The organism is Agrobacterium sp. ST15.13.013 (assembly GCF_027956525.1).
In the GTDB taxonomy this organism is placed as follows: domain Bacteria; phylum Pseudomonadota; class Alphaproteobacteria; order Rhizobiales; family Rhizobiaceae; genus Agrobacterium; species Agrobacterium salinitolerans.
On the sequence record NZ_JAQKGP010000039.1, the window covers coordinates 1 to 20,560 of the forward strand.

The 20,560-nt window shown below is 56.9% G+C and carries 20 protein-coding genes; 9 read left to right on the top strand and 11 right to left on the bottom strand.

The annotated features are described in order from the left end of the window. Both PL597_RS24465 and PL597_RS24470 read left to right on the top strand, forming a co-directional pair. Positions 1–181: hypothetical protein (locus tag PL597_RS24465; RefSeq protein WP_271366449.1), on the top strand; the 181-nt coding region annotated here is incomplete at its 5' end. A gap of 848 nt (positions 182–1,029) precedes the next feature. Beyond that, a complete protein-coding gene (locus PL597_RS24470) occupies positions 1,030–2,613 on the top strand; it encodes an anti-phage dCTP deaminase (protein ID WP_271366451.1) in 1,584 nt (527 codons plus the stop codon). 11 nt (positions 2,614–2,624) lie between these two features. Here the strand turns inward: PL597_RS24470 and PL597_RS24475 are convergent, their stop codons facing one another. Genes PL597_RS24475 through PL597_RS24485 form a run of 3 tightly spaced genes read right to left on the bottom strand, consistent with a single transcriptional unit; the run spans position 2,625 to position 4,385 of the window. Beyond that, a complete protein-coding gene (locus PL597_RS24475; RefSeq protein ID WP_271366452.1) occupies positions 2,625–3,410 on the bottom strand; it encodes an ImmA/IrrE family metallo-endopeptidase in 786 nt (261 codons plus the stop codon). Further along, a complete protein-coding gene (locus PL597_RS24480) occupies positions 3,397–3,774 on the bottom strand; it encodes a hypothetical protein (protein WP_271366453.1) in 378 nt (125 codons plus the stop codon). The genes PL597_RS24475 and PL597_RS24480 overlap by 14 nt, the downstream gene beginning before the upstream one ends. Then, positions 3,774–4,385: a transposase gene (locus tag PL597_RS24485; protein ID WP_271366456.1), complete on the bottom strand. Its 612-nt coding sequence runs from the start codon at positions 4,383–4,385 to the stop codon at positions 3,774–3,776. Before PL597_RS24485 ends, PL597_RS24480 begins: the two co-directional genes overlap by 1 nt. A gap of 151 nt (positions 4,386–4,536) precedes the next feature. Between PL597_RS24485 and PL597_RS24490 the strand changes: the two genes are divergently transcribed. From PL597_RS24490 to PL597_RS26285, 3 genes are all read left to right on the top strand, one after another. Next, the gene (locus tag PL597_RS24490; protein WP_271366459.1) at positions 4,537–5,640 is read left to right on the top strand and encodes a multiubiquitin domain-containing protein; all 1,104 of its coding nucleotides are present in this window, start codon (positions 4,537–4,539) and stop codon (positions 5,638–5,640) included. Further along, on the top strand, positions 5,637–7,034 hold the full coding sequence (locus tag PL597_RS24495; RefSeq protein ID WP_271366462.1) for a ThiF family adenylyltransferase: 1,398 nt from the start codon (positions 5,637–5,639) through the stop codon (positions 7,032–7,034). Before PL597_RS24490 ends, PL597_RS24495 begins: the two co-directional genes overlap by 4 nt. A 146-nt stretch (positions 7,035–7,180) precedes the next feature. Continuing rightward, positions 7,181–7,363, top strand: coding sequence for a DUF6527 family protein (locus PL597_RS26285; RefSeq protein WP_333781950.1), 183 nt, complete (start codon positions 7,181–7,183; stop codon positions 7,361–7,363). 241 nt (positions 7,364–7,604) lie between these two features. Here the strand turns inward: PL597_RS26285 and PL597_RS24505 are convergent, their stop codons facing one another. The 3 genes from PL597_RS24505 to PL597_RS24515 form a co-directional block, all read right to left on the bottom strand. Further along, positions 7,605–9,473, bottom strand: a complete 1,869-nt coding sequence (locus tag PL597_RS24505; RefSeq protein ID WP_271366464.1) for an AAA family ATPase — start codon at positions 9,471–9,473, stop codon at positions 7,605–7,607. A gap of 10 nt (positions 9,474–9,483) precedes the next feature. Beyond that, entirely contained in the window at positions 9,484–10,110 is a 627-nt protein-coding gene (locus PL597_RS24510; protein WP_271366465.1) for a hypothetical protein, read from the bottom strand. Between the two features lie 358 nt (positions 10,111–10,468). Then, on the bottom strand, positions 10,469–10,672 hold the full coding sequence (locus PL597_RS24515; protein WP_045022592.1) for a hypothetical protein: 204 nt from the start codon (positions 10,670–10,672) through the stop codon (positions 10,469–10,471). 276 nt (positions 10,673–10,948) lie between these two features. Between PL597_RS24515 and PL597_RS24520 the strand changes: the two genes are divergently transcribed. Continuing rightward, positions 10,949–11,398, top strand: a complete 450-nt coding sequence (locus PL597_RS24520; protein WP_271366468.1) for a type II toxin-antitoxin system VapC family toxin — start codon at positions 10,949–10,951, stop codon at positions 11,396–11,398. 195 nt (positions 11,399–11,593) lie between these two features. Here the strand turns inward: PL597_RS24520 and PL597_RS24525 are convergent, their stop codons facing one another. From PL597_RS24525 to PL597_RS24535, 3 genes are all read right to left on the bottom strand, one after another. Next, complete coding sequence (locus PL597_RS24525) at positions 11,594–11,992, bottom strand: hypothetical protein (RefSeq protein WP_271366469.1); 399 nt, start codon at positions 11,990–11,992, stop codon at positions 11,594–11,596. Between the two features lie 402 nt (positions 11,993–12,394). Continuing rightward, the gene (locus PL597_RS24530; protein ID WP_112852545.1) at positions 12,395–12,988 is read right to left on the bottom strand and encodes an NADPH-dependent F420 reductase; all 594 of its coding nucleotides are present in this window, start codon (positions 12,986–12,988) and stop codon (positions 12,395–12,397) included. Between the two features lie 11 nt (positions 12,989–12,999). Next, positions 13,000–13,632: an FMN-dependent NADH-azoreductase gene (locus tag PL597_RS24535; protein ID WP_271366473.1), complete on the bottom strand. Its 633-nt coding sequence runs from the start codon at positions 13,630–13,632 to the stop codon at positions 13,000–13,002. Positions 13,633–13,875: 243 nt separating this feature from the next. Between PL597_RS24535 and PL597_RS24540 the strand changes: the two genes are divergently transcribed. After that, positions 13,876–14,856 (top strand): LysR family transcriptional regulator, encoded by a 981-nt coding sequence (locus tag PL597_RS24540; RefSeq protein WP_271366475.1) that lies wholly within the window; start codon positions 13,876–13,878, stop codon positions 14,854–14,856. A 390-nt stretch (positions 14,857–15,246) separates the two neighbouring features. Next, positions 15,247–16,272, top strand: coding sequence for an IS1595 family transposase (locus tag PL597_RS24545; RefSeq protein ID WP_271366477.1), 1,026 nt, complete (start codon positions 15,247–15,249; stop codon positions 16,270–16,272). On the opposite strand, the gene PL597_RS24550 is transcribed toward PL597_RS24545, so the two are convergent. Next, complete coding sequence (locus PL597_RS24550) at positions 16,269–16,730, bottom strand: hypothetical protein (RefSeq protein WP_112852549.1); 462 nt, start codon at positions 16,728–16,730, stop codon at positions 16,269–16,271. The two genes, PL597_RS24545 and PL597_RS24550, sit on opposite strands and share 4 nt — an antisense overlap. Positions 16,731–17,158: 428 nt before the next feature. On the opposite strand from PL597_RS24550, the gene PL597_RS24555 reads away from it, so the two are divergent. Beyond that, the gene (locus PL597_RS24555; protein WP_271366478.1) at positions 17,159–19,333 is read left to right on the top strand and encodes a DNA cytosine methyltransferase; all 2,175 of its coding nucleotides are present in this window, start codon (positions 17,159–17,161) and stop codon (positions 19,331–19,333) included. Here PL597_RS24555 and PL597_RS24560 read toward each other — a convergent pair. Then, positions 19,293–19,973 (bottom strand): hypothetical protein, encoded by a 681-nt coding sequence (locus tag PL597_RS24560; RefSeq protein WP_271366480.1) that lies wholly within the window; start codon positions 19,971–19,973, stop codon positions 19,293–19,295. The genes PL597_RS24555 and PL597_RS24560 overlap by 41 nt on opposite strands. Positions 19,974–20,560: the final 587 nt, after the last annotated feature.

The window sequence follows — 20,560 nt, forward strand, 5'->3', positions numbered from 1 at the left end:
CCGACGTCACCTTCGCCAACATGGAAGAATTAACGACCATCATTTCCAGCTTGGAGGGCTAGCGTTTATCAGGCGACGTGCCAGTGAAACACCGCTTACTTCCTTCCTTCCGGAGCTCGAAGAACTTCGCATCGTCGTCGCTCATTCAACTCATCCAACAACTCAAATCGGATCCAAATAAATCATACGATGATTGCCATCGGTGACAAGTTACTCTTTACTCGTACCCATTAATTACTACGCGATTGATGCACTAGGTGCTCCGCAGAGCGGGGAAGCAAGGTATCAGCGGCGGCGTTCAGAAGACGGCGCAAGAATTCAATCACGTTACTCATAAAGACTGAACGAATTCGTTACGGGACTTGTCGATGTCCGCGACGCCTTCGTAAGTGAGCAACCCGGGCTGAAGCTGAAAGCAGACCAACTAATGGCTTAGTTCCAGGATTTATTTGGCATGCTTGGTACAGCCAAGCACCTGCTCTCGTCGGCCTAACAGGCTCCAATAAATCGTCAGGAAGAGTCTTCAATGGGCAGCGGCATAGGGGCCATAAAGCCCGGCCCAGTTCATACGTGGCTGCAGGCTCTCAATCTGGTCAACCTCTACTGGGCCTTTTACGAGAGCACAGAAACTCACCGAGTCCCACTAGCTCTCGCCCCTACCGTCTGCGCCGGAGCCGTAAATATGACCATTGGCCTAGAAGCAGCGGGTTATGGCCATATCCAGGAATCCAAGAGTTGCGACCCAGTGCGGCACTTTTCCGCGTTTCAACCTTTGGATTTCAAATCACTATCGCGGATAACATACGGGCCACGGAGCGTCTCTGGCCGCTTCAGAACATTCTGTACAGCCTTCTGCATAATCGTACGCAACTCATCTCCGCGCTCTTTGCTTGTGGATGATTCCTGTCTTGCTACGGTTGCACTCATCACTGCACCTCCAATGACTTCCCCGACTCGAATATACACGATTAACGAGTCCACGATATGATAATCCAGCCTCAGCTCTAAAGTTCCCGTTAAGGATCCCTCATGGCTACTGCCGTCGTAGATAATCCAGAGATCGTGATAGGACTCGTTGGCCCCATTGGTGTCGATCTCAATGCGATCATCGGCTATTTGCAGGAAGCCCTGGGTAAAGTCCAGTACAGGAGCGAAGTGATCCACATCACGCGAGTGATGGAGGACATCCTGCCACAGGTGAAAGTGGATGAATCCTCTTACGGAAACCGGTACCGTTCACTGATCAAGCAAGCTGATCAGGTTCGCCGCGGGGTAAAAAATCATGCTGCCTTGTCATGTCTCGCTATAAGCGAAATCCGTCGGATTCGAGAAAAAGTAAACAGCGTGGGGCAGGATCAGCCTGCTTTGGGCACAGCCTACATCATCCGCCAACTCAAGCGCGAAGAAGAGATCACCCTTCTTCGGGAAGTGTACGGCAGGAAATTTATTCAGGTGTCGGTGTTCTCGGATAAAGAAGAGCGACGCCGCCAACTCATCAAGAAGATAAAAGGATTCGGGACCGGCATCATCGAAGAAGATGACGCGGAGAAGGAAGCGATCGACCTAATCGCACAAGATCACAACGAGGTCGATGAAGCCTATGGTCAACGCGTTTCCGATGTCTTTCATCTCGGCGATATCTTTGTCCCAGGGCAGGACAGCAGGGAAACGAAGGATGTCGTTGAGAGATTTGTAAAAGCATTCTTCGGTCACAACAGCATTTCTCCAACCAAGGCGGAGTATGGGATGTATGCTGCAGCAGGCGCGTCCCTGCGATCACTCGATCTTTCCCGTCAGATCGGTGCTGCAATCTTCTCCGACCGTGGAGAGGTCATCACTTTGGGGTGTAATGAAGTCCCGAAAGCTTTCGGGGGAACATACTGGTGCGATGACCCGGCCGATCCTCACCGGGATTTCGAAGAAGGAGAGGATGGTAATCATAGCCGTAAACTCCGCCTTCTTCATGACCTTGTCGAACGCATGGGAAGCCTAGGCTACCTGTCCAAGGATCTCACTTCGGAAGGGGAGACAGCCGATCAGGTTAAAAAGCTGATATCTGAGCGCTTAATTTCGGACTCGAGAATTATGGACATCATCGAGTTCGGGCGGATCATCCACGCCGAGATGTCGGCGATTACCGATGCCGCCCGCAAGGGCAAGCCCTTAGCTGACTCGATCATGTTTACCACTACATTCCCCTGCCACATGTGCGCGAAGCACATCGTGTCGTCGGGGGTGCGCAGAGTTGTATTCCTAGAGCCATACCCAAAAAGTCACGCCAAGGACATGCACGCAGACTCGATCACATTCTCTCCTGCCGATCAGGAGTCAAAGGTACTTTTTGAGCCGTTCATCGGGATTTCTCCAAGGCGATACCGTGACATTTTTGAAAAGAGGAAGCGCAAGGATTCCGATGGCAAGGCCACATTTTGGGCACAGGGCAAGGCAATCCCTCGAATCGAGGACAAGAGCCCTTCCTATATCGCCAACGAGGAGCCGGCGATCTCTATTGTTGTCGAAAAGATATTGGCGCTAGGGGATGATTTCGAGCCACAGGCGGACGAAGCGCAAGCGCCAGATAGTCAAGCCACTCAGCGGGATAAGAAGGCTTAGTTGCGCATACTTTACGCCACCATGTTGGGGTCAAGGTTCAATATCGTCACAATCCCCTCTCCCGGGATCCGGAAAGACTGTTCCGTGATCTCATACCGGCCTGCCGAAGCCTTGTCGAACCATGCATCCGCCCCGATCCTCCTAGGAAAACGCTGCTCATCTTGGTTTTGACTGTGGAGTAATTCGAATGCAAAGCTGTCAGCATCCAACTCCTCTCTGGGAAACCATCGGGTGTTCATCTTGGGGGCAGATCTGTGCCATTTTCTCCCAGTGAGGCCATGACATATAACCATCGATGCCGGAAAGATGTCACTTTCGATCATCCTGATTAAGGTGGCAGTGAGGCTGGTTTTGAACGCTCCGGCCACCTCTTTCAATGCATTGAGGTTCAATATCCGATGCTTGCGGCATTCGGCCTTGAACATGGGCCATGGCATCAAGAGGTCAGCAGCATATTGATCCGCAGCGCGTTCGACATTGTTGGTCTGCGAAAACCTGCCAATTTCGGTCGAGCGGCACGCAACCGATTTTCCTCGATGATGAGCCCAATGGCCGAGTTCATGTGCAATGGAGAAGCGCTCGCGCTGAGGCATACCGCCCAAGTTTACGGAGATGATACCCTTGTTTCCAAGGCCTGTGATCATTGCTTCGCAACATTTTAGGCAACGACGTTTCACACGTAGTCCGACATAATAAGCTATTGCTTCAACATCGATGTCGCGTGGTTCGGTAATTCCCAAGGAACGAAGTAGTGCATCTGGAGACAAATTCGTTGGAATTGAGTCAATTCTCTTCATTGCCGTTATCTTCGTCTTCCAATTCCGCGAGATCTTCAAGAATTGCTTCAAGATCGCCGTCCATAGAACCATCACCAAAACGAGCAGCGAGCGTGAGGCCGGCAGTAGCATCGCCGGCCTTCGCACGATCATAACGACGTTTCGCACGTTCCTTATCAAGGTTGTTCACGTTGGTGGACATGTTGCTTGAAAAGGCTCCGGCTCGAGCGCGCTCCAAGCGCGCCTTTGCAAGTCTTGCCTCCGCCTGCTGAATCGCGTCTTTGAATATATCCAGATCTTCTTCGTCTTCGGGGCTGACCGGGGTGTCATCCGAGAAAATGAAGTTGATAAGGCTATCCAAAGCGTCCTTCTTTTTGTCGCTCATCACGACTGTCCTTCCTTCGCGCCGAACACGGCGGCCTGTTTCTTGAGTTCGCGGTTGAACCGGGTGCGCAGCGCCTCTAGGCGCGTGGCGTCGACCCCGATTGCCTCCTGCAAGTCCTTTCCAATCAAACTATCGCGGATCCCCATCATGAGCAGCTCCATCTGCTCATCTCCAGAGAACCGCGCCTCCAAGGCCGAAAGCACCTGCTCGTTCCTGATCTTCTCCGTCAGTGCGTCATCGTCCTCTTCGATGGTTATCGTGTCGAGTTGCTCGGAGGTGACGATAGCCGAGCCCTTATTCCGGCGCACGAGCTTTCTCTCCTCCGGAAGAAAGTCTCCGTCGGAGGCAAGGCTTCGGACGACGCCTTTAAGGAACTGAATGAAGGTCTTGCTCGTGCGCCATTTCCGGCGCCCCTCAGCGATCCTGACATAGGCTTCGCTGATAAGCTCATTCGGCGTCGCAAACCCCGAACCCGCCAGACACGCGCGTGCTGACGCTACGAGGTTGCGTTGCTCTTCGTTGGAGAGCTGCCGGAACGCTGCGATTGCTTCGTCCGGAGAGTGATATTCGTCGTCAGGCTGATCCACCTGCTCCTCCGCATCTTCTTCCACATGTGTCGATCTCCTCCTTGATCTTCACTCTGCTTGCGCGCGGGAACCCGGATTCCGACAAACTTTTTTTCGTGTCGGAATCGTCGGTGCGGCGCGCAAACGAGGTGGACGAGCTGTCCTCCCCAACTCCATCAACCAGGAATCACAGACTATGACCATCGAACATCAGGAAACGGACCGCGGCAAGAACATCAGCGTCGAAATCGCGGGTCTGGACCTCAACTTCCACGCTTTTCTGCTGGACACCAATACTCCTACCGGTGGCAAGGTCGCCAAGGTGGCCGGCTTCAATGCGGACCAGTATCCTTACGTCATGCAGTGGCGCGACGACGGCGACCTCGAAGAACTCCGCACTCACGAAGAAGCCGACCTCGGCAAGGGTACGAAGTTCATCATCGCGGAAAGCGATGGCACCAATCGCATCACGATCGAAGGCGAAGGACTCGATTGGCCTGCGGACGAGATTTCCGGAGCGGTCGTTCGCAAGCTGGGCCGGATCCCTGCCGACCGTTCCATCTATCTCGAACGCAGGGACGAACCTGACCGCCTTGTGGAAGACACCGACATCATCAGGATCAAGAAGGACGGTGTCGAGCAGTTCCGGAGCCGCGAGCCGGAGGTCTGGGCACTGAACGTGCAGGGCAAGAAGATCATCTCCGCCACGCCCGTCATCTCTGTGGTTGACGCGCTCACCCGCGCCGGATTCGATCCGAACGCCTGGATCATCATCCTGAAGGTCGCAGGGCAGCCGAAGCGCCAGCTTTCGGTGGGTGACGAAATCGATCTGCGCGCACCGGGGATCGAAAAGATCCGCCTGACGGCAAAGGACGTGAGCAACGGAGAGGCGCACACTGCGCCTTCCCGTGATTTCGCACTTCTTGAAGTCGACGAATCCTACCTGGACGGTCTCAGCCTGCGCTGGGAAACTCGGAATAGCGACGGCCACCGCTGGCTGATCATTCACGACTATCCGGTTCCCGCTGGCTACACCGCAACCACCACGACACTCGCCCTCATGGTTCCGCCTGCGTACCCGCAGTCCCAGATCGACATGTTCTACGCGTATCCGCCTCTGCTGCGGGCGACGGGAGCGGCCATTCCTGCGACCGAGGCAATCCAGAGTATCGGCGGCCTGCCCTTCCAGCGGTGGTCACGACACCGCGGCAATGTTGTCCCGTGGAATCCTCAGCGCGACAACGTCGTCACCCATCTTGCCTTGGTCGAATCCTCTATGGCGAAGGAGGTGGGCGAATGATGCCGGAACGCACCCTCGCGATGGCTGGTGTAACGCACGCCATACTCAAGGCTCACCTGCTCTCTGATGGCAATGAAGCTGCCGCAATCTTGATCTGCGCCCCTTCTCGTGGGCCACGGCAGCGGCTTGTTGTTCGGCAGGTCCTGCTGGTCCCGCACGAAGCCTGTCCCGTTCGCAAGCCTGACGCTATCGTCTGGCCCGGCGCCTATATTGAAGACGCTATCGATATCGCCGAACCTGAAGGACTCGTGATCATCCTGCTTCATTCCCATCCGGGTGGCTGGCTCCAGTTCTCGCGTATTGACAACGAAAGCGATACGCGGGTGGTCCCTGGTCTGTTTGAAGCCTTCGGATATTGCCACGGCTCGGCGATCATGACCCCGGAAGGCGCAATTCGTGCTCGCCTCTATGCGTCCGACATGACCTCGCAGCCTGTGGATCTGGTAACGATCGCCGGCGACGACATCAGCTACTGGTGGAACGACCGGATTGTTAATGGTGTCCCCGCTGGTCGACCGCTCGCTTTCACAGGTACGATGACCGAGGAACTTTCTCGCCTGTCCGCAGCCGTGATCGGTGTGTCAGGAACCGGATCCATTTCTGCGGAGCAGGTTGCGCGCCTGGGCTTCGGCTCCGTCATTCTTGTCGACCAGGACAAGATCGAGAAGAAGAACCTCAACCGCATCCTCAACTCAACTTTGGCGGACGCCGAGCAAGCCCGTCCGAAGGTCGAGATGTTCTCCGATGCTATTGCTGCGCACCGAGGCGACAGAGTCGCGGTCAGCATCGCAGACACGCTCGGGACCCGGAAGGCAATCGAAGCCGTCGGGCAGTGCGATGTCATTTTCTGCTGCGTGGACAGCAAGGAGGGCCGCCAATATGCCGACCTCATCGCTGCGGCGTTCCTCATACCGCTCTTTGATGTCGGTGTTACGATCCCGACATTCCTCGATGAAGGCAAGGTTGCGATCGCCGATGTCAGCGGCCGGATCGACTATGTCCAACCCGGCGGCTCTACGCTTTCCGATCGCGGCGTATACACGCAGGAAAGCTTGCGGGCCGAGTATCTGCAGCGCACCGATCCGGCTGCGTTCCAGGATGAACTCGCGGCAGGATACATTAAGGGAATCCACGAAGAGGCGCCGTCGGTGATCACGTTGAACATGAGGGCCGCGTCTGCCCTGGTGAACGAGTTCATCGCTCGCGCCTACCCCTATCGCCAGGAGCCGAACCGAAAATACTCGCGCGTCGCATTCAGCCTCGCTGCTTGTGACGAGGACTATTACGCAGAGGACGACTTCGACCGGACGGAGAACGCGTCGCTTGGCCGAGGATCTGCCGAACCGCTGCTGGGGCTGCCGCTGTTTCGCAAGCCAAGAAAGGCTGCCGCATGAAGATCACTCGCTGGTTCCGACGCCTATGGGGCAAGTATGGCCCTGCCCGCCATCTGCAGATCGTGGAGGGCGATACGCTTCCGTTCGAATTGCCCGCTCGCGACCTGGTCTTGACGCGAGATGATGGCGACGACTGGAGCATCGGCATGCGATGCCCCTGCGGATGTGGCGACACGATCGAACTCATGATCCTGAGGGAGGCACGCCCACGCTGGGACATCAGCGTCAGCGAGGCCGGGCAACCATCGCTGCATCCGTCGGTCTGGCGGAAGACGGGATGCCGTTCTCATTTCTGGGTTCGTGAGGGTCGAATCCTTTGGTGTGACTAGCCGTGAATGCCCTCAATGCTGACCAATCTAGTGAACCGTTGCAAATTGAAGTTTTCCGTGGTCGTCCCCATAGGGCCTGCGGTCATCTTTCTGGAGAATAACACCTCTAGTCTTGTTGAGTAATGAAATGGCAAAAAGGTCGACTGCACCGACAGAATGGGCGAGGCAGTAGGCTATGCCTCGGATCAAACCGGCTCTGATCTAGGTTGCCCGGCAATTTTAGGTGTCGTCGCGAATTAACCTACCCACGTTCCGTTACCTTAGAAACGATGTCCATAACCTCATATCCCCGGACTACGCCGCGATTAGCGATTGCCTGTGCAATCTCTTTCGTCTCCTGCCTCCGCGCTTCGATAATCATTCTCGCTCTCAACAGTTCCGTTTCCAGCAATCGTTCGACCCGGCGCCGCAGAACAGGATCATCGCGCCGCAGTTCATCCAGATCCTTGGAACTCGACACGTCGCAATATTGGAGTGACTCCAGTCCGAGACTTGCAAGCATGGCCGTAGCAATATCCGAAGCTCGCTGAAGATCGGATCCAGCGACGCCGCCAGAGCCATCGAACACATCTCCGAGGAGTACCTCTTCGGCGGCCATTCCACCCAGCAGCATGGCAATCTCGTCGAGATAGGACTGGCGGCTTCGATTTGGTGTGTATCTCCGCCGCCACTGCACATGCCCGACACTCGCGTCCCGGTGGCTGGCCTCCCTAGCAACGACAATCATCTCGATCTCGGACACAGATAGAACGGTACCGACGATCGCGTGACCGGCCTCATGTACCGATGCTGACCAAAGCTCGTCGTCGCCAACAGGTGCGATTGCTGGCACGACTGCAAGCACATCCGATACTCGGACTTCCCTGCCCTGGCGACGGGCCAAGCGGCGAGCATCCTTCGCGACCTGCGCGATGTCTGCGCCAGAATACCCACTTGTTGCCAGAGCAGCTTTAGTGAGGTCCTCCGGAGCGTTGGCAGTACCCAGATGCGTCGCAAGCATCTGCTCGCGAGCCGCTTGATCGGGAAGATTGATCGCGATGTGGCGGTCAAGGCGGCCAGGTCGACGCAATGCCGGATCAATATTGTTCGGAAAATTCGATGCAGCGATTACGATCACCCCCTCTCTGTCTGTGGATCCATCGAGCAGCTCAAGCAAGGCGTTCACCACCTGGAGGCTGTAACTTGCATTATCGCCTCTGAATGTCCGCCGGTCGCCGATGCTGTCGAACTCGTCGATGAAGAGCACCGATGGTGCGACATCGGCCGCCTCGCGAAAACTCTTCCGCATTGCGCCCAGCATGTCGCCGAGATGTCCCTTGGACTGCCATTGCGCGCTCGATGTACCGATAAATGTCGCCCCACAGGAACGCGCGAGCGCTGATGCAAAGAGCGTCTTGCCGGTCCCGGGAGGACCGCTGAGAAGAAGCCCCGCATCAACATCGCGCCATGCGACCTTGCCATCCCTCCAGTCAGCGAGATCAACGACCAGGTTCGCCGCCCAATCGCGCGCCTCACCATACCCTTCCAGGTCTTCCACCAAAGGCTCCCAAGCCACGGTCGCAGGAGCTTTCGAAGCATCCGCAAGCCTTTCCAAGACGATTTCGATCGGCCGTCCTTTTCGCAACGCGCCGAACAAAAGGTTTGGAGGATAGTGGCAGAGCCTGCTGGCGGCATCGCTTCCAATATCGATCTGCCATACATTTTTCGCGGCCGAAATCAGGTGGTTCGGCTTGACGGATCCCACGTCAACAATGCGGTCCAAGGTGATTGCGATCTCAGGCACAAGCCTGGCTCCTTTCTCGATCAGGACGACAACGGCCGATTTTTGCGCCAGGACTTTTCCAGCGTCTTCGCAATATGTTTCCCCCCGCCTGCCCAACTCAATTGTTGTAACTGCGTAACGGGTCAAAACGCTGGTCTCTCGAAGGAGCAGTTTAGCCGCCTCCCTATACGCGTCCATGTTAGCCTCGGGTGGCAGTACGAGACCGACTGCATGATCGATCTGTCCTTCGCTCAGATAGACACCACACAACCTCAAAGCATTTTTGAGCGCGACGGCATAGGTGGCCGCTTCGAGCGAGGGTTCCCGCTCGGCAGATCTGGTTGACATCTTCGACCCCCTACTTCGCCACGCGCCTGACGACCGTTTCCGGCCCCAGCAGAGCTTCGTCGAGGTCGACTTCAAGGATGTTCCTGAGGATCATCGTTGCGATTGTTGGCATGGGCTTGCTTTCGCGGACGACAGAGAGGCATTCCGCAAGCGTTAACGTCCCCATTTCTTCCAGCGCCGCGAGAATTCGGATACGGTCGCCCAGCGGTGCATCATATCCAGCGTAGCGCATGAGATCCTTGGCATTCTGAAGCCGGGGCGCACCGACGAATTCGGAGAAGGAAACCGCCAGATAGCGGTAACCCTGTTTTTCGGCCAACCTGACAATCCAACCGACGGTACCGGCATCTCGTTGCCGGATGTCCACGAGCAAGGCTTCATTCTCCGTCTCGACAGCGAAATCAACATAATGGTGTCGGGGCATCCGAGCGCCGGAGTCATTGATGATCGGCTGCGGCATGCAGCGCCATGCGGACACCTTGGGATCCAAGTCCAGCAAGCAGGCATAATCACGCGCCTCCCGCGAACGATAGAGCGGGCGACCGACGCACTTGAGCGTTGCAGACGGAAAGAACGGACGGTATTTCGCAAAAACGCAGGCTTCATCACCCGCGACATGAGTGGACTCGGTCTTCATGACCTCACCTCCGACGAATAGCGATCTGGGCGGCACCGGGAACGGTCCCGGGCTCCGTCAGCGTATTCGAAAGGTGTGCGTAAACGTCTTGCTCATACAAGAACATTTAGTGAACAAGGTTCTCGACGTCAACTAGGATTTGCCTGCGAGGTGAGAGCGAGTTTTACAAGCCGGGAACCTCCAAGGCTCTTATGCCGTGAGAAACAAAGACTTTCGTGGATCTCGGGCCTGATGGCCTCGATGATTAAGCTATATCAATCAGTGCAGTAGTCGGAAGCAACCGAAATTCGACACGTCATATCTTGTTGGTTTTGCCATCGCCGGTTACGGTTTCTCACCGTAGCTGCAGAAATCTCGATCAGGGATTGGGATCGTCATCGTCGGGGAGAGGACCAGGGCGGGAGAACAACTCTTCCAGTGTCTTCTTTCCGGGTACGAACGTCACGTCAAATCTGCCGTCGGTGTCGATCAGTCTCTGAGTGCCGCGCGCTTTAGCTGCGTCCAGAACTTCCTGGATGCGGGCCTCGGCCTCGTGTCTCTGCCAATCGGAATCACGCGTCATCTGGGCCTCTCTCGGACGACATCATACTAGCCTGCGCAGTATAGCGATACGAATTGGATCGCACCTCGAATTTTTCAAGAAGAAAGTTTCTGACCACAGAAAGATGTTAAAGTGCGGACAGACCCTATTCTTTTACTGGATACGGACATCGTCAGCCTTATGGGCCGCGTGAAGCCTCCGCCCGGACTGCGTCCATGGCTTTTGCGTGTCGGCATACATCGTCTCGCACTCTGCTACCCGGTCATAGCAGAACTGCTCCGAGGAGCCCATCTCCGTGTGAAGGATGATCCACAGAAAGCACTTCTTATCGCCAACTGGGTCGATGAGCTTATCCCTATGGCCTTTCCGTTTCCGGAAATGACAGCCGAAGTGGCAACTGTCTACGCCGGAATGACATCTGTTCCCGCCTTGCGGCACATGTGGACCGTTCAGCGCAGACAAAAAAGCAACCGGCTCGGACACGATTTGATGATATCCGCGGTCGCCATCGTCTATCGGATGCCGATACTTACAGCAAACGTCGACGATTTTGTTGAGATCAACGAGCATTTCCCGCTGCCCGGCGTATACCATCCGATGGAGGCGGAATGGCACGTTGAGCCCGGTTTCGATGTGCCGCTTCCATATTTCGACGCGGACGAACCCGATCCACATGAGAAGTCTCTGCCCAAGCTTGGCACGCCTAGCTCCAACAGTTCTTTCGAACCCGGAAACGATTTGCAATAGAGCCCCTAGGCGCTATTTGTCGGAGTCCTTGGCATTCCTCCACCTCTTCAGACTTTCTCTGCGCTTCCCCGGCGACGGCAGCTTTTGCGAGGCGGCCAAGCTGCTCTCTACGGCCTCCATGGAGGCGCAATCCTGCCCCTAGTTCCCGCCGAGATGCCTAGAAAGCCGTTAGGAGAAAAAGTGAACAACACAGATTCAGCAGAAATCGTCCACCGAACTTCCAAACTCCTCGCCGATCAGTTCACAGAAGTGCTTCAAGGCACCCTGCAGGGTGTAGAACGTGTATTCGCTGCGGTGATAAAAATGAGCGTCATGGAGTGAAATATGAGCGACGGCCCGGTCCTTTATGCCGTCCCCGGCGAAACGGGTTAGCACGACCAGGTCGTCGTCCCGAAGGCGATGGTCGACAATCAGGCTGGTGGAGAACTGGTTACGCGCGAAGACACCGCCGAACGAGAGCTTCGAGGCGTAGAGAAGGAGGGCATCGTCAGTGAACTCATCGGGGCAAGCAGGGAATTCAGTTGGCATCTCCCAGCGAACTTGCACGACCAGCGGGGTCAACGAAGGGTAAAGCAGTTCTGACTTTTCGAGCATTTATCGGTCCTATTGGCACTATCGTCGTTAGGATCAACCTTTCCTAGAACTGCTAGCCGGTAAAGACTTCTTTCCGACAGAAACGGTGGCGCTGTCACTAAATGCATATAGCTCCGACCAACGCGATTACTGCCGAGTGTTGCGCATCCGACACAAAAATCCGGCATTAGGTAGCAAAGACCACCAAGTTCGGCTTAGCTATTTGAATTAGAAAAGAAATTTGAGTTCGCCCTCTTGGCGTGCCTGACGTAGATTGCGCTGGTTGTAGCGTCGCGTGGGAGTGGTCATCGTGCTTTGTCAGGAACGCCCTAAGAGCGGGCACCACATTTCGAGCGACAGCGGGTGTTGTTGAAGGCCGCTGTCGCTCAATAGGGATGAAATGCCTCCACATGGAGGCCCATACTAGAACTTGATCAGGTTCTGGAAAACGAGGGCGTTGCGCGCCTGTATCAGGCGACCACCTTCGGCGATCCTTCCAACTTCAATTGGTGCGAAGCCGAGGTTCTCGGTGATCGAGGCAACGGCCGCGCTCGCATCGGCATGATCGCTGGAAATGAACACCACGCGACGTCCGCCAGCGGGCACGGGCGCGGTCAGGCCCTGCATCGGAAGCTGGTTAAACGCCTTAACCAGCTTTGCACCAGGAACGCGGTCTGCGTTCACTTCCGATGACAGACGGCCCCTGAGTTCGCGTTCCTGGACCTCTGGCGGAAGAAATGCCGAATTCGTCACGTCGACGACGATCTTTCCGGACCAGTCCGAGCGAAGCTTGCCTACGTCCTTGAAGTTCAGGAACTGGACCGCGAGGAAGATGATGTCGGCGTCCAGCGCCTCTTCGACGGTCGACGGTCTGACGCTGTCGCCGAGGCCTTTGATCGAGGAGGATACGGCCGACGGTCCTCGCGTGTTTGCGACCGCGACTGGGATTGAGTTCTTCGCGAAGAATCCTGCAAGCGTGATGCCGACACTGCCAGTTCCGATGATGCTGTATTTCATGACTTTCTCCCTCACGATGCTGCTGCGAGCGATGCAGCGTTCTTGTTCACACCCGCCGAGACGACTGCGCCGAATTCCTCGACTGCCTTCTCGCCATAGTCACCCGCGCGGGCACGTCCGGCGAGGACTAGATCGACGTCGACAATGCCGATCCATCCCAGGACCTGACGGAGGTACCCGCTGGCCATGTTGTACTGCTCGACTGGAGAACCGGGAGAGAAATCTCCGCCGGTTGCGAGGATGATGTTGGCCTTCTTGCCGGTCAAAAGGCCCTTGTTGTCGGCGGACACCGTCACTCCAACGCGGACAATATGGTCGATGTAGGCCTTGAGAACGGCCGGAATGGAGAAGTTGAACATCGGCGTGCCAATGAGAATCTGGTCCGCTGACTTCAGCTCAGCGACAAGATCGTCCGACACCTTGATGGCCGCGGTCGCCTCCGGTGAATGCGTTTCGGCGGGCGTGAACGCACCCATGATCCACGGAAGGTCAACGAATGGGAGGTTAGTCTTCATCAGATCGCGGACGATAACGTCGCCGCCTGGATTTTCGGCTTTCCAGCGGTCGATGAAGACTGCGGTCAGCTTGCGGGAGGTAGAATAGTCATATCGAGGGCTGGCCTCAATCACGAGGAGAGTGGGCATGTTGGACCTTTGCTTTGGAAGTTTTGACACGACTGCGGTCGCTGGAGGTTGAGGCTCCGGCCTGAACAGACGGACCACCTTGTCGATCCATCGGCTCGATGATGCTTTTGTGTATTCTCGCTCAGCCATGACACGGCCTTTCCGAATGAGATTGGTGACTGATCGAGTTCTATTTAGTCAGATTGCGCTATCTATGTAATTGACGTAACATTGCTGCTATCGATCTACTCTTTGGATGGCACAATGCTCGACGGCGTTACGATCAACCAACTCCGCACTTTTGTGGCCGTATGTGATGCGGGGAGCTTTTCAGGTGCCGCGAAAACCCTGTTGCGCGCGCAGTCGGCAGTCAGTCACGCGATCGCCGCCTTGGAGGCGGCCTTGTTGGTTGAACTCTTCGAGCGCGGCACGAGGCGGGCGGAGCTCACTCCGGCCGGCCGAAGCCTTCTTCCCGACGCAAGGGCGGTAATCGCGCGCACGGAGGAGATGAAGACCCGTGCCCGCTCGATTTCCACGTCAGGCGCTGAACAGCTCTCGATCGCCGTGGACGTCTATTATCCGCGCGGGCACCTCATCGCCTGCCTGCAGCGGTTCGGCCTAGATGCGCCGACAGCCGTCGTGAATTTGCGCATGACGACGATGCAGGGTGGAGAGGCACTGGTTCTGGATGGGGAGTGCGTGTTCTCAATCACCGCTGCCGACGTACCCGAACTGAAGCCGAGCGCGCTTGAGAGGCATTGGCTGTGCGACACGCGGATGGTCACCGTCTGTGCTCCTTCACATCCGCTCGCCAACCTCGGGCGGGCGGCTGCGCGCGATGAGTTCAGCCGACATATCCAGATCGTCGTCACCGACAACCAGCCCTATGCAGAGAAGTCGACCGTGGCGGTTGCCGGGGAGCGTCGGTGGTTTGTGAACGAACTCGGCGCGAAGCACGACTTGCTCAAAGCAGGACTGGGCTGGGGACATATGCCTGAAGACCTCGTCTCCGGTGATCTTGCCAACGGAGTCCTCGTGGAACTCACGCGGCATGCATGGCACCTTCGTCCGCTGACATTTATGATCTCGCGGCGTAGAGGTCTTGACCCATTAGAGTGCGAAGCTCACCTGATCGCGATGCTCGCTAGCGGGCATCTGCCAAAAAGTTCTGCCATCGCAGATAAGTCGGCAATGAGAGGGGAATTGCCGAGCCCCGTTCAAATCACTCATCCCGGACTGCCGTAGGGGTTGAGACCAAGGCTTGCGCAAGAAGCTGATGCCCACTATGGGCCCCCTTGCGGCCGTGGGCATCGCTCGAATCGCCAGCAAACGGCAGTCGATCGCTCCTTGAGAATTAACCATTTAGAACTCTTCCGATCGACTTTTCCAGGAAGTTCAGGTATCGACTTAGATCATGTTCAGGATGGTACGCATACAGCTCTGATCTCCCCGCGGCCATTTTCGGCCGCCGATCCGCTGTGCCTGCCGTCGACTTCTTCTGGAGCCTGAACATGACCCTCAACGCCATCGCTACCGCTGTCCATCGCCCGCACGCTGCGGTGTTAGCCGTCAGTGCCTTGGGCGGGGGCTTGGAAATACGCCCGGCCTTGCTCCGGATCGCGGAGGGGTTGAGCCATGGCGAACCCCGACGACACGCCCAAGGGCCAGCATTTCCTGCTCTCGCCAGAGTGCCGAACGCTGACGGTGCTCGATCTCGCCAAGATGCGGGACACGACTGCCTACAACTGGTTTAAGCGCCTGCGCTGGCACGAAACGGAGGGCGAGCCTTACTGCCCCAAGTGCGGAACGTTGCGCTGCCACAAGATGAGCCGCAACCGCTTCAAATGCACCGAGAAGACCTGCAAGGCAGTGTTCAGCGTCACCTCTGGCACAGTGTTCCATGCACGCAAGCTGAGCTTCAAAAAGATGCTCATCGCCATCTGGTTCTCGGCGAACTCGGTGAAAGGCAAAGCCGCGCTCCAGCTCTCGCGCGAGATCGGCGTCCAATACAAGACCGCCTGGGTCCTCCTTATGAAGCTGCGCGAGGCGATCGCTTGGCGCAGGGAGGAGATGGTGCTGGATGGCGAGGTGGAGATTGACGGCAAGTACGCTGGCGGCCACATCCGTCCTGAAAACAAGGCCGAGGATCGCATCGACCGCCGGCTCAGGAAATACCAGAACATGAAACGTCTGTGCGCTCTTGCGATCCGCCAGCGCGGACTGAGAGGCCAGACGTTCACCCGGATCATCCGAGACGAAGACAGCAACGCAGCCTGGGCGGCCGTTCGAGATCACGTGTCGCGGGAGGGGACGGTCTTCGCTGACGAGCATGGCAGCTATAACGACCTGGCTGGCTTGAACAAGCTGCAACGCGTCAACCACTCAAAGGCATATCAGACCGACGATGGCACGAACACCAATCAGGTCGAGAGTTTCTTCTCGCGGGTCCAACGGGCCTATGTCGGCATCCACCATCGGTTTTCGTTGAAATACTTCGACTGGTACGTGGCCGAGCTCGCGTGGCGCGAGGACTGCCGACAGGTGAGCAATCGCAGTCATACTTTCCAGGTGTTGGGCAAGGCACTGTCTCGCCCCACGTCACGCTATCTGTGTGGGTACTGGCAGGGCAACAAACCGCCGGACCTGATCTGGGAAGGCTAAGCGGCGACCTCCCATAGAACCTTGCGACCGTCGAACTGGCCGGACTGCCGAACGCGTCCCGCAGTCGTCAGTTGGGTAAGGACCGCCGACAGGCGGTGTGCGATGTCTGAGAGATTGGCTGGCTCGCTCGGGATGCCGATCTTGGCTGCAAACTTCGCTGCGCAGTCGGTCACCGAAATCGGTTCTCCTGCCTCGCGCAGGACCTCCAAGACCGCTTGGCGCTTGTTTACGCCGTTCATGGCCGCTTTCACCTCGGACGACGACGGCTTGGCCTTTCGAGAGCGGTTACCCTGTTCAGGTCTCGTCAGCGCCGATGCCTGGTAGTCGGGCTCGTAGCTTAGGATGACACGGTCGAGTGCGCCGATCAGTTCCTGGATGTCGACCCGCTCTCTTTCAAGCTGCTGCAACCTTTCGGTCAGGGCGGCCCGCTTCTGCTTCAACTCATACGCTACACTCATTCGAGGCCCCGTTTTCCAATGGAACGAGGGTAGAATAGTAGCCGTTTCAGGTCTGGTGGTTTTTGCTACCTAATGCCGCAAAAATCCCTCGACTTTAATAGAAAGGAGACTTGTCGACTAACCGATGATTCGCGTGGGCGCAGCGCCGACTTCATGCATACGCGCAGAATGACAGGCGAATGGCGGCCTTGTGCCCAATCCCCTTTCGAGAATTCCCACTGATCGATTAGCGGACGTGAGGCTGAAAATAGCCCCCTTTCCATCGACAGAGACTTCCGCCTTCCCAACATCCACAATCTGCGAGGCGCACGACATCTCGCCATCGGTATGACCGGCAAAATTCGAACAGGATAGTTAAAATCCGATCGAATCTATTTCCGGGACAGAAGGACCGCCCTGCTAGACAGCAATGACAACAGAGGCTGGCGATGGCTGAGACGATAGACAACTTGACGAGGGAGGATCCGGGGGCGCTGATGAAGCGAATCCTGGCGAACCGCAAATCCATTGCCAAAGCCCAGTTTGACATGATCGCCAATATCGGCCGGATGCGCTCGACGATGAGTGACGACGATCTCCGCAGTTTTCTGGTTGTCGAATGCGGCATCCCACGTAGCGATCTGCCGTCGATCTTCGCCTTCGACGAGACTCTTGGATCCTGCGAGCCACTCCTGCGCAAGCGCTGCGTCCCATTCCACGTGGTGAAGGCGCTGATCGCGACCGATGCCGATACCCGTCAAGCTGCGCTGGACGCTCTTGCAGACGGAACCGAGGTCGATATCCCAACCGTTGCCAGACTTCGTCGTCTGACAATCCGCAACAGTATCGGAGCGAACGCCTATGCCGAACGGGGCCGCCAGCGCGCGATGACGGCCGCGGCTTCAAAGCAGTCGCACCTCCGCGTCCAGGCGCTCGGCGAAAACGTCGCCACGCTCCTTTCCGAGATTGACGCATTCACGGAGCGCTTCGTCGGGCAGCCACCCTGCGATCCGAACGAGGATGTCGTTGATCGGTCCGAGGCATGCATTTCCGCAGCCATTAGATTGAGATCCAACGCAAGAATCGTCCTCCGTGAATTCAGGTCGGTCTACGGCGAGGTCGATCTTCCGGTAAAGGGCGTCACCGGCTTCAGAACGGGCTCGCATCGGCACAAGCTCGCGGCCGCCCATGAATCCCTGAAACGCTTCGCCGATGGGAAGTTTGCGTGGTACGGCAAGTTCAGCGGCTTTGCCTTCGAACATGGGTATCTCTGGCAGACTGAGCTTCAGGACGCCCTCGCCTATCTGCTACCCTGCGATCCGGAGCCGGAGCCGGAGCCGGAGTCTGATGAAAATACTGAGGCCACCAAGCCCTTGAGGTTTTTGGAAATATGTGCGGGTGCTGGCGGTCAGGCGATAGGCCTGCTCAGAGCGGGCTTCGAACCCGCGGGGCTCTACGACATGGATCTCAATGCCACTCGTACCCTGAAGAAGAACTGGAGGTGGCCCGTCACCCGAAAGCGCCTGGAGAAGGTTTCGGATCGGGATCTCCAACAATTCCAAGGCATCGATCTGCTTGCCGGAGGCGTGGAGTGTAGACCGTTCTCTCAGGCCGGGAAGCAACTCGGTGCAAGCGACAGCAGGAATCTGTTCGATGAGGCGATCCGATATGTGAAGGTCGTCAGACCTCGCGCTTTCTTCTTCGAGAACGTCGAAGGCTTCACGGACAAGAAGTTCCTCAAATATCGCGCCAGCGTGTTCCGGCGACTAAAGGCACTCGACTACCGCATCGGCCTGCACAAGCTGAACGCCCACGACTTCGGCCTTGCCCAGTCGCGCCCACGGGTGGTGCTGGTCGGCGTGCACAAGGACGAACCCGGACTGTTCTCACTACCGAAGGACGGGATCACGAGCACCAATGGAGAAGCCCTAGCAGACGTGATCTTTCCACATCGCGGGCTGGGTGATGCCGTCTACGACCAGTGGGCGGAAAATTGGCTCGCGACGTATGGAAGCAAGGTCTCCACCACGGTCACGTCGAGCCTCTACAAGAACAAAGGCAAGATGAAGTGGAGATGGGAGAACGAACTCGGCTTTGCCATCGACCCGAAGCACGTCGGTGACGGACCGGCCCCACTTGGAAGCATCGAAGACCCAACAACCCTTCCCTATCTGACCGTCGATGTTGCGCGGGTGCTACAAGGGTTCCCGCGGGCATGGAAATTTGAAGGCAAGGCGGACCGGCAGTTCCACCAGATCGGAAACGCATTCCCGCCGCAAATGTCGAAGGCGGTGGGTCTAGCCATCGCGCGGGCGCTCTCGGGCCGAATGCCAAATTCGATCGACGCGCCGCCGCTTGTCCCCTTCAGCGAATCCTTGATCGGCGTGAAGAGTGTAACATCAACGGGCTCGACGAGGTTCATGCTGAACGCAATGACGATTGAGGACGTCGAGGAGTTGAGGGACCACTACGGCACGAAGTTTCCGGACCTGCAGAAGCTACGGGCTAAGGCAAAGAGAAACCGTCGCGCCCGAAAGCGCAACGCGCACGAATATCAGCAAGCCCGGCAAAGCGCCGGGCAAGTCACAGAGACTGCCGAGGCTGAGGACCTGTCCACTCCCTGAAATGCTTTCCGATTGCTCTCTGGATCTCCCACGGCGCAGGATTTTCCATCCGCCTGACCTGCTTCCCGTCGACGTAAAGCAGGCCTACGCCGCTGCACCCCCACGCGAAGCTGACCTCGCGTCCGGCGGAATCCTGGACCGTGAGCGTCTCCACTTTACCATCGGTCGAGAAGGCTATCTCGGGACCATCCGGGCCGCATAGATCGCTGAACTCCTCGTAAGCCATCGCCACTTCCTGCGAGATCTCCTTGTCGCTCTCATGCAATGGAACAAGAACGACGTCCTTCAAGTAGACGCCGATCGCGTTGACGAACAGGGCCATGTCGTCCCCCTCCAGGTATTGTTCCTGCTCAAACTGCCTCGGAATGTACCCGAACCACCCATCATCCCCGAATTTCACCTCGGTATTGATTTCGGCGGTAACCTGGACGTCCTCCCACTCCGCCCGATCCTTGCGTGTTTCGGCTTTGCCCGGGACGTAGAGTTCGACTGGTAGCCTCCAGCCGTTAGGATCGCGCGTCCTGAACACCAGGGTCAGTCCGCCATCTCCGCGCTCTCCACGCATAACGAGATTTCTCTCCGTCAGGATATGCCCGTAGCGCTCCTTCGCCTCGATCATGAGCTGCGTGAAATATCCCATGGATTCGACCTCCCTGCTGGTGAGGGAAGAATCCGTTGCACGCACGCAAGAGACAAACCGGGTAGAAAAGGATTCGTCGCTCGAAGTTCTCTCAATTGTTGACACGAGAACTTAAGAAGAACATTTAACAATATGATATAGCTTCATATTTTTCTGTAGACGCCGCGCCTGCAATCTGCCTTACTACTCACGCCCGAGGAGGCGCCGGAGGTACCGATGATACAGATATCGATATCCGTGAAGGGTCAGGTCTGACACTGACGCCACAGGTGCGCCCCTGCACCGCGTGAGGGGAGCTTGATGCTTCCAAACGGGCGACCTCCGAAGAATTTCACTATTTCTAACGATGCAGCCTTAGGTCGGCGGACAAGTTTCCGAGCGTCATTTAGGAACGACATTGTAGCTAATGACTGCGATGGAGTTTCACGATGTACCCAGCAAATGAAGTCATCCCCCTGCGCCTGCTGACCTCTGCCGTGGTCCTCGTCATAGCCTGATTTCCCGCCGACATTTCCGTCTGATTTCGCCCTGGCATTGCCTGCCGGGAACGCCCACCCGTGCTATGAAGAAAGATTCGCCAATGCCGA

Excerpts from the sequence above, each read along its gene's own strand:
- PL597_RS24540 (WP_271366475.1), top strand. The coding sequence starts at position 13,876 with ATGCTCGACGGCGTTACGATCAACCAACTCCGCACTTTTGTGGCCGTA.
- PL597_RS24550 (WP_112852549.1), bottom strand. The coding sequence starts at position 16,730 with ATGAGTGTAGCGTATGAGTTGAAGCAGAAGCGGGCCGCCCTGACCGAA.
- PL597_RS24530 (WP_112852545.1), bottom strand. The coding sequence starts at position 12,988 with ATGAAATACAGCATCATCGGAACTGGCAGTGTCGGCATCACGCTTGCA.
- PL597_RS24510 (WP_271366465.1), bottom strand. The coding sequence starts at position 10,110 with ATGAAGACCGAGTCCACTCATGTCGCGGGTGATGAAGCCTGCGTTTTT.
- PL597_RS24470 (WP_271366451.1), top strand. The coding sequence starts at position 1,030 with ATGGCTACTGCCGTCGTAGATAATCCAGAGATCGTGATAGGACTCGTT.
- PL597_RS24475 (WP_271366452.1), bottom strand. The coding sequence starts at position 3,410 with ATGAAGAGAATTGACTCAATTCCAACGAATTTGTCTCCAGATGCACTA.
- PL597_RS24535 (WP_271366473.1), bottom strand. The coding sequence starts at position 13,632 with ATGCCCACTCTCCTCGTGATTGAGGCCAGCCCTCGATATGACTATTCT.
- PL597_RS26285 (WP_333781950.1), top strand. The coding sequence starts at position 7,181 with ATGCGATGCCCCTGCGGATGTGGCGACACGATCGAACTCATGATCCTG.
- PL597_RS24560 (WP_271366480.1), bottom strand. The coding sequence starts at position 19,973 with ATGGGATATTTCACGCAGCTCATGATCGAGGCGAAGGAGCGCTACGGG.
- PL597_RS24545 (WP_271366477.1), top strand. The coding sequence starts at position 15,247 with ATGGCGAACCCCGACGACACGCCCAAGGGCCAGCATTTCCTGCTCTCG.
- PL597_RS24515 (WP_045022592.1), bottom strand. The coding sequence starts at position 10,672 with ATGACGCGTGATTCCGATTGGCAGAGACACGAGGCCGAGGCCCGCATC.
- PL597_RS24480 (WP_271366453.1), bottom strand. The coding sequence starts at position 3,774 with ATGAGCGACAAAAAGAAGGACGCTTTGGATAGCCTTATCAACTTCATT.
- PL597_RS24525 (WP_271366469.1), bottom strand. The coding sequence starts at position 11,992 with ATGCTCGAAAAGTCAGAACTGCTTTACCCTTCGTTGACCCCGCTGGTC.
- PL597_RS24555 (WP_271366478.1), top strand. The coding sequence starts at position 17,159 with ATGGCTGAGACGATAGACAACTTGACGAGGGAGGATCCGGGGGCGCTG.
- PL597_RS24490 (WP_271366459.1), top strand. The coding sequence starts at position 4,537 with ATGACCATCGAACATCAGGAAACGGACCGCGGCAAGAACATCAGCGTC.
- PL597_RS24505 (WP_271366464.1), bottom strand. The coding sequence starts at position 9,473 with ATGTCAACCAGATCTGCCGAGCGGGAACCCTCGCTCGAAGCGGCCACC.
- PL597_RS24495 (WP_271366462.1), top strand. The coding sequence starts at position 5,637 with ATGATGCCGGAACGCACCCTCGCGATGGCTGGTGTAACGCACGCCATA.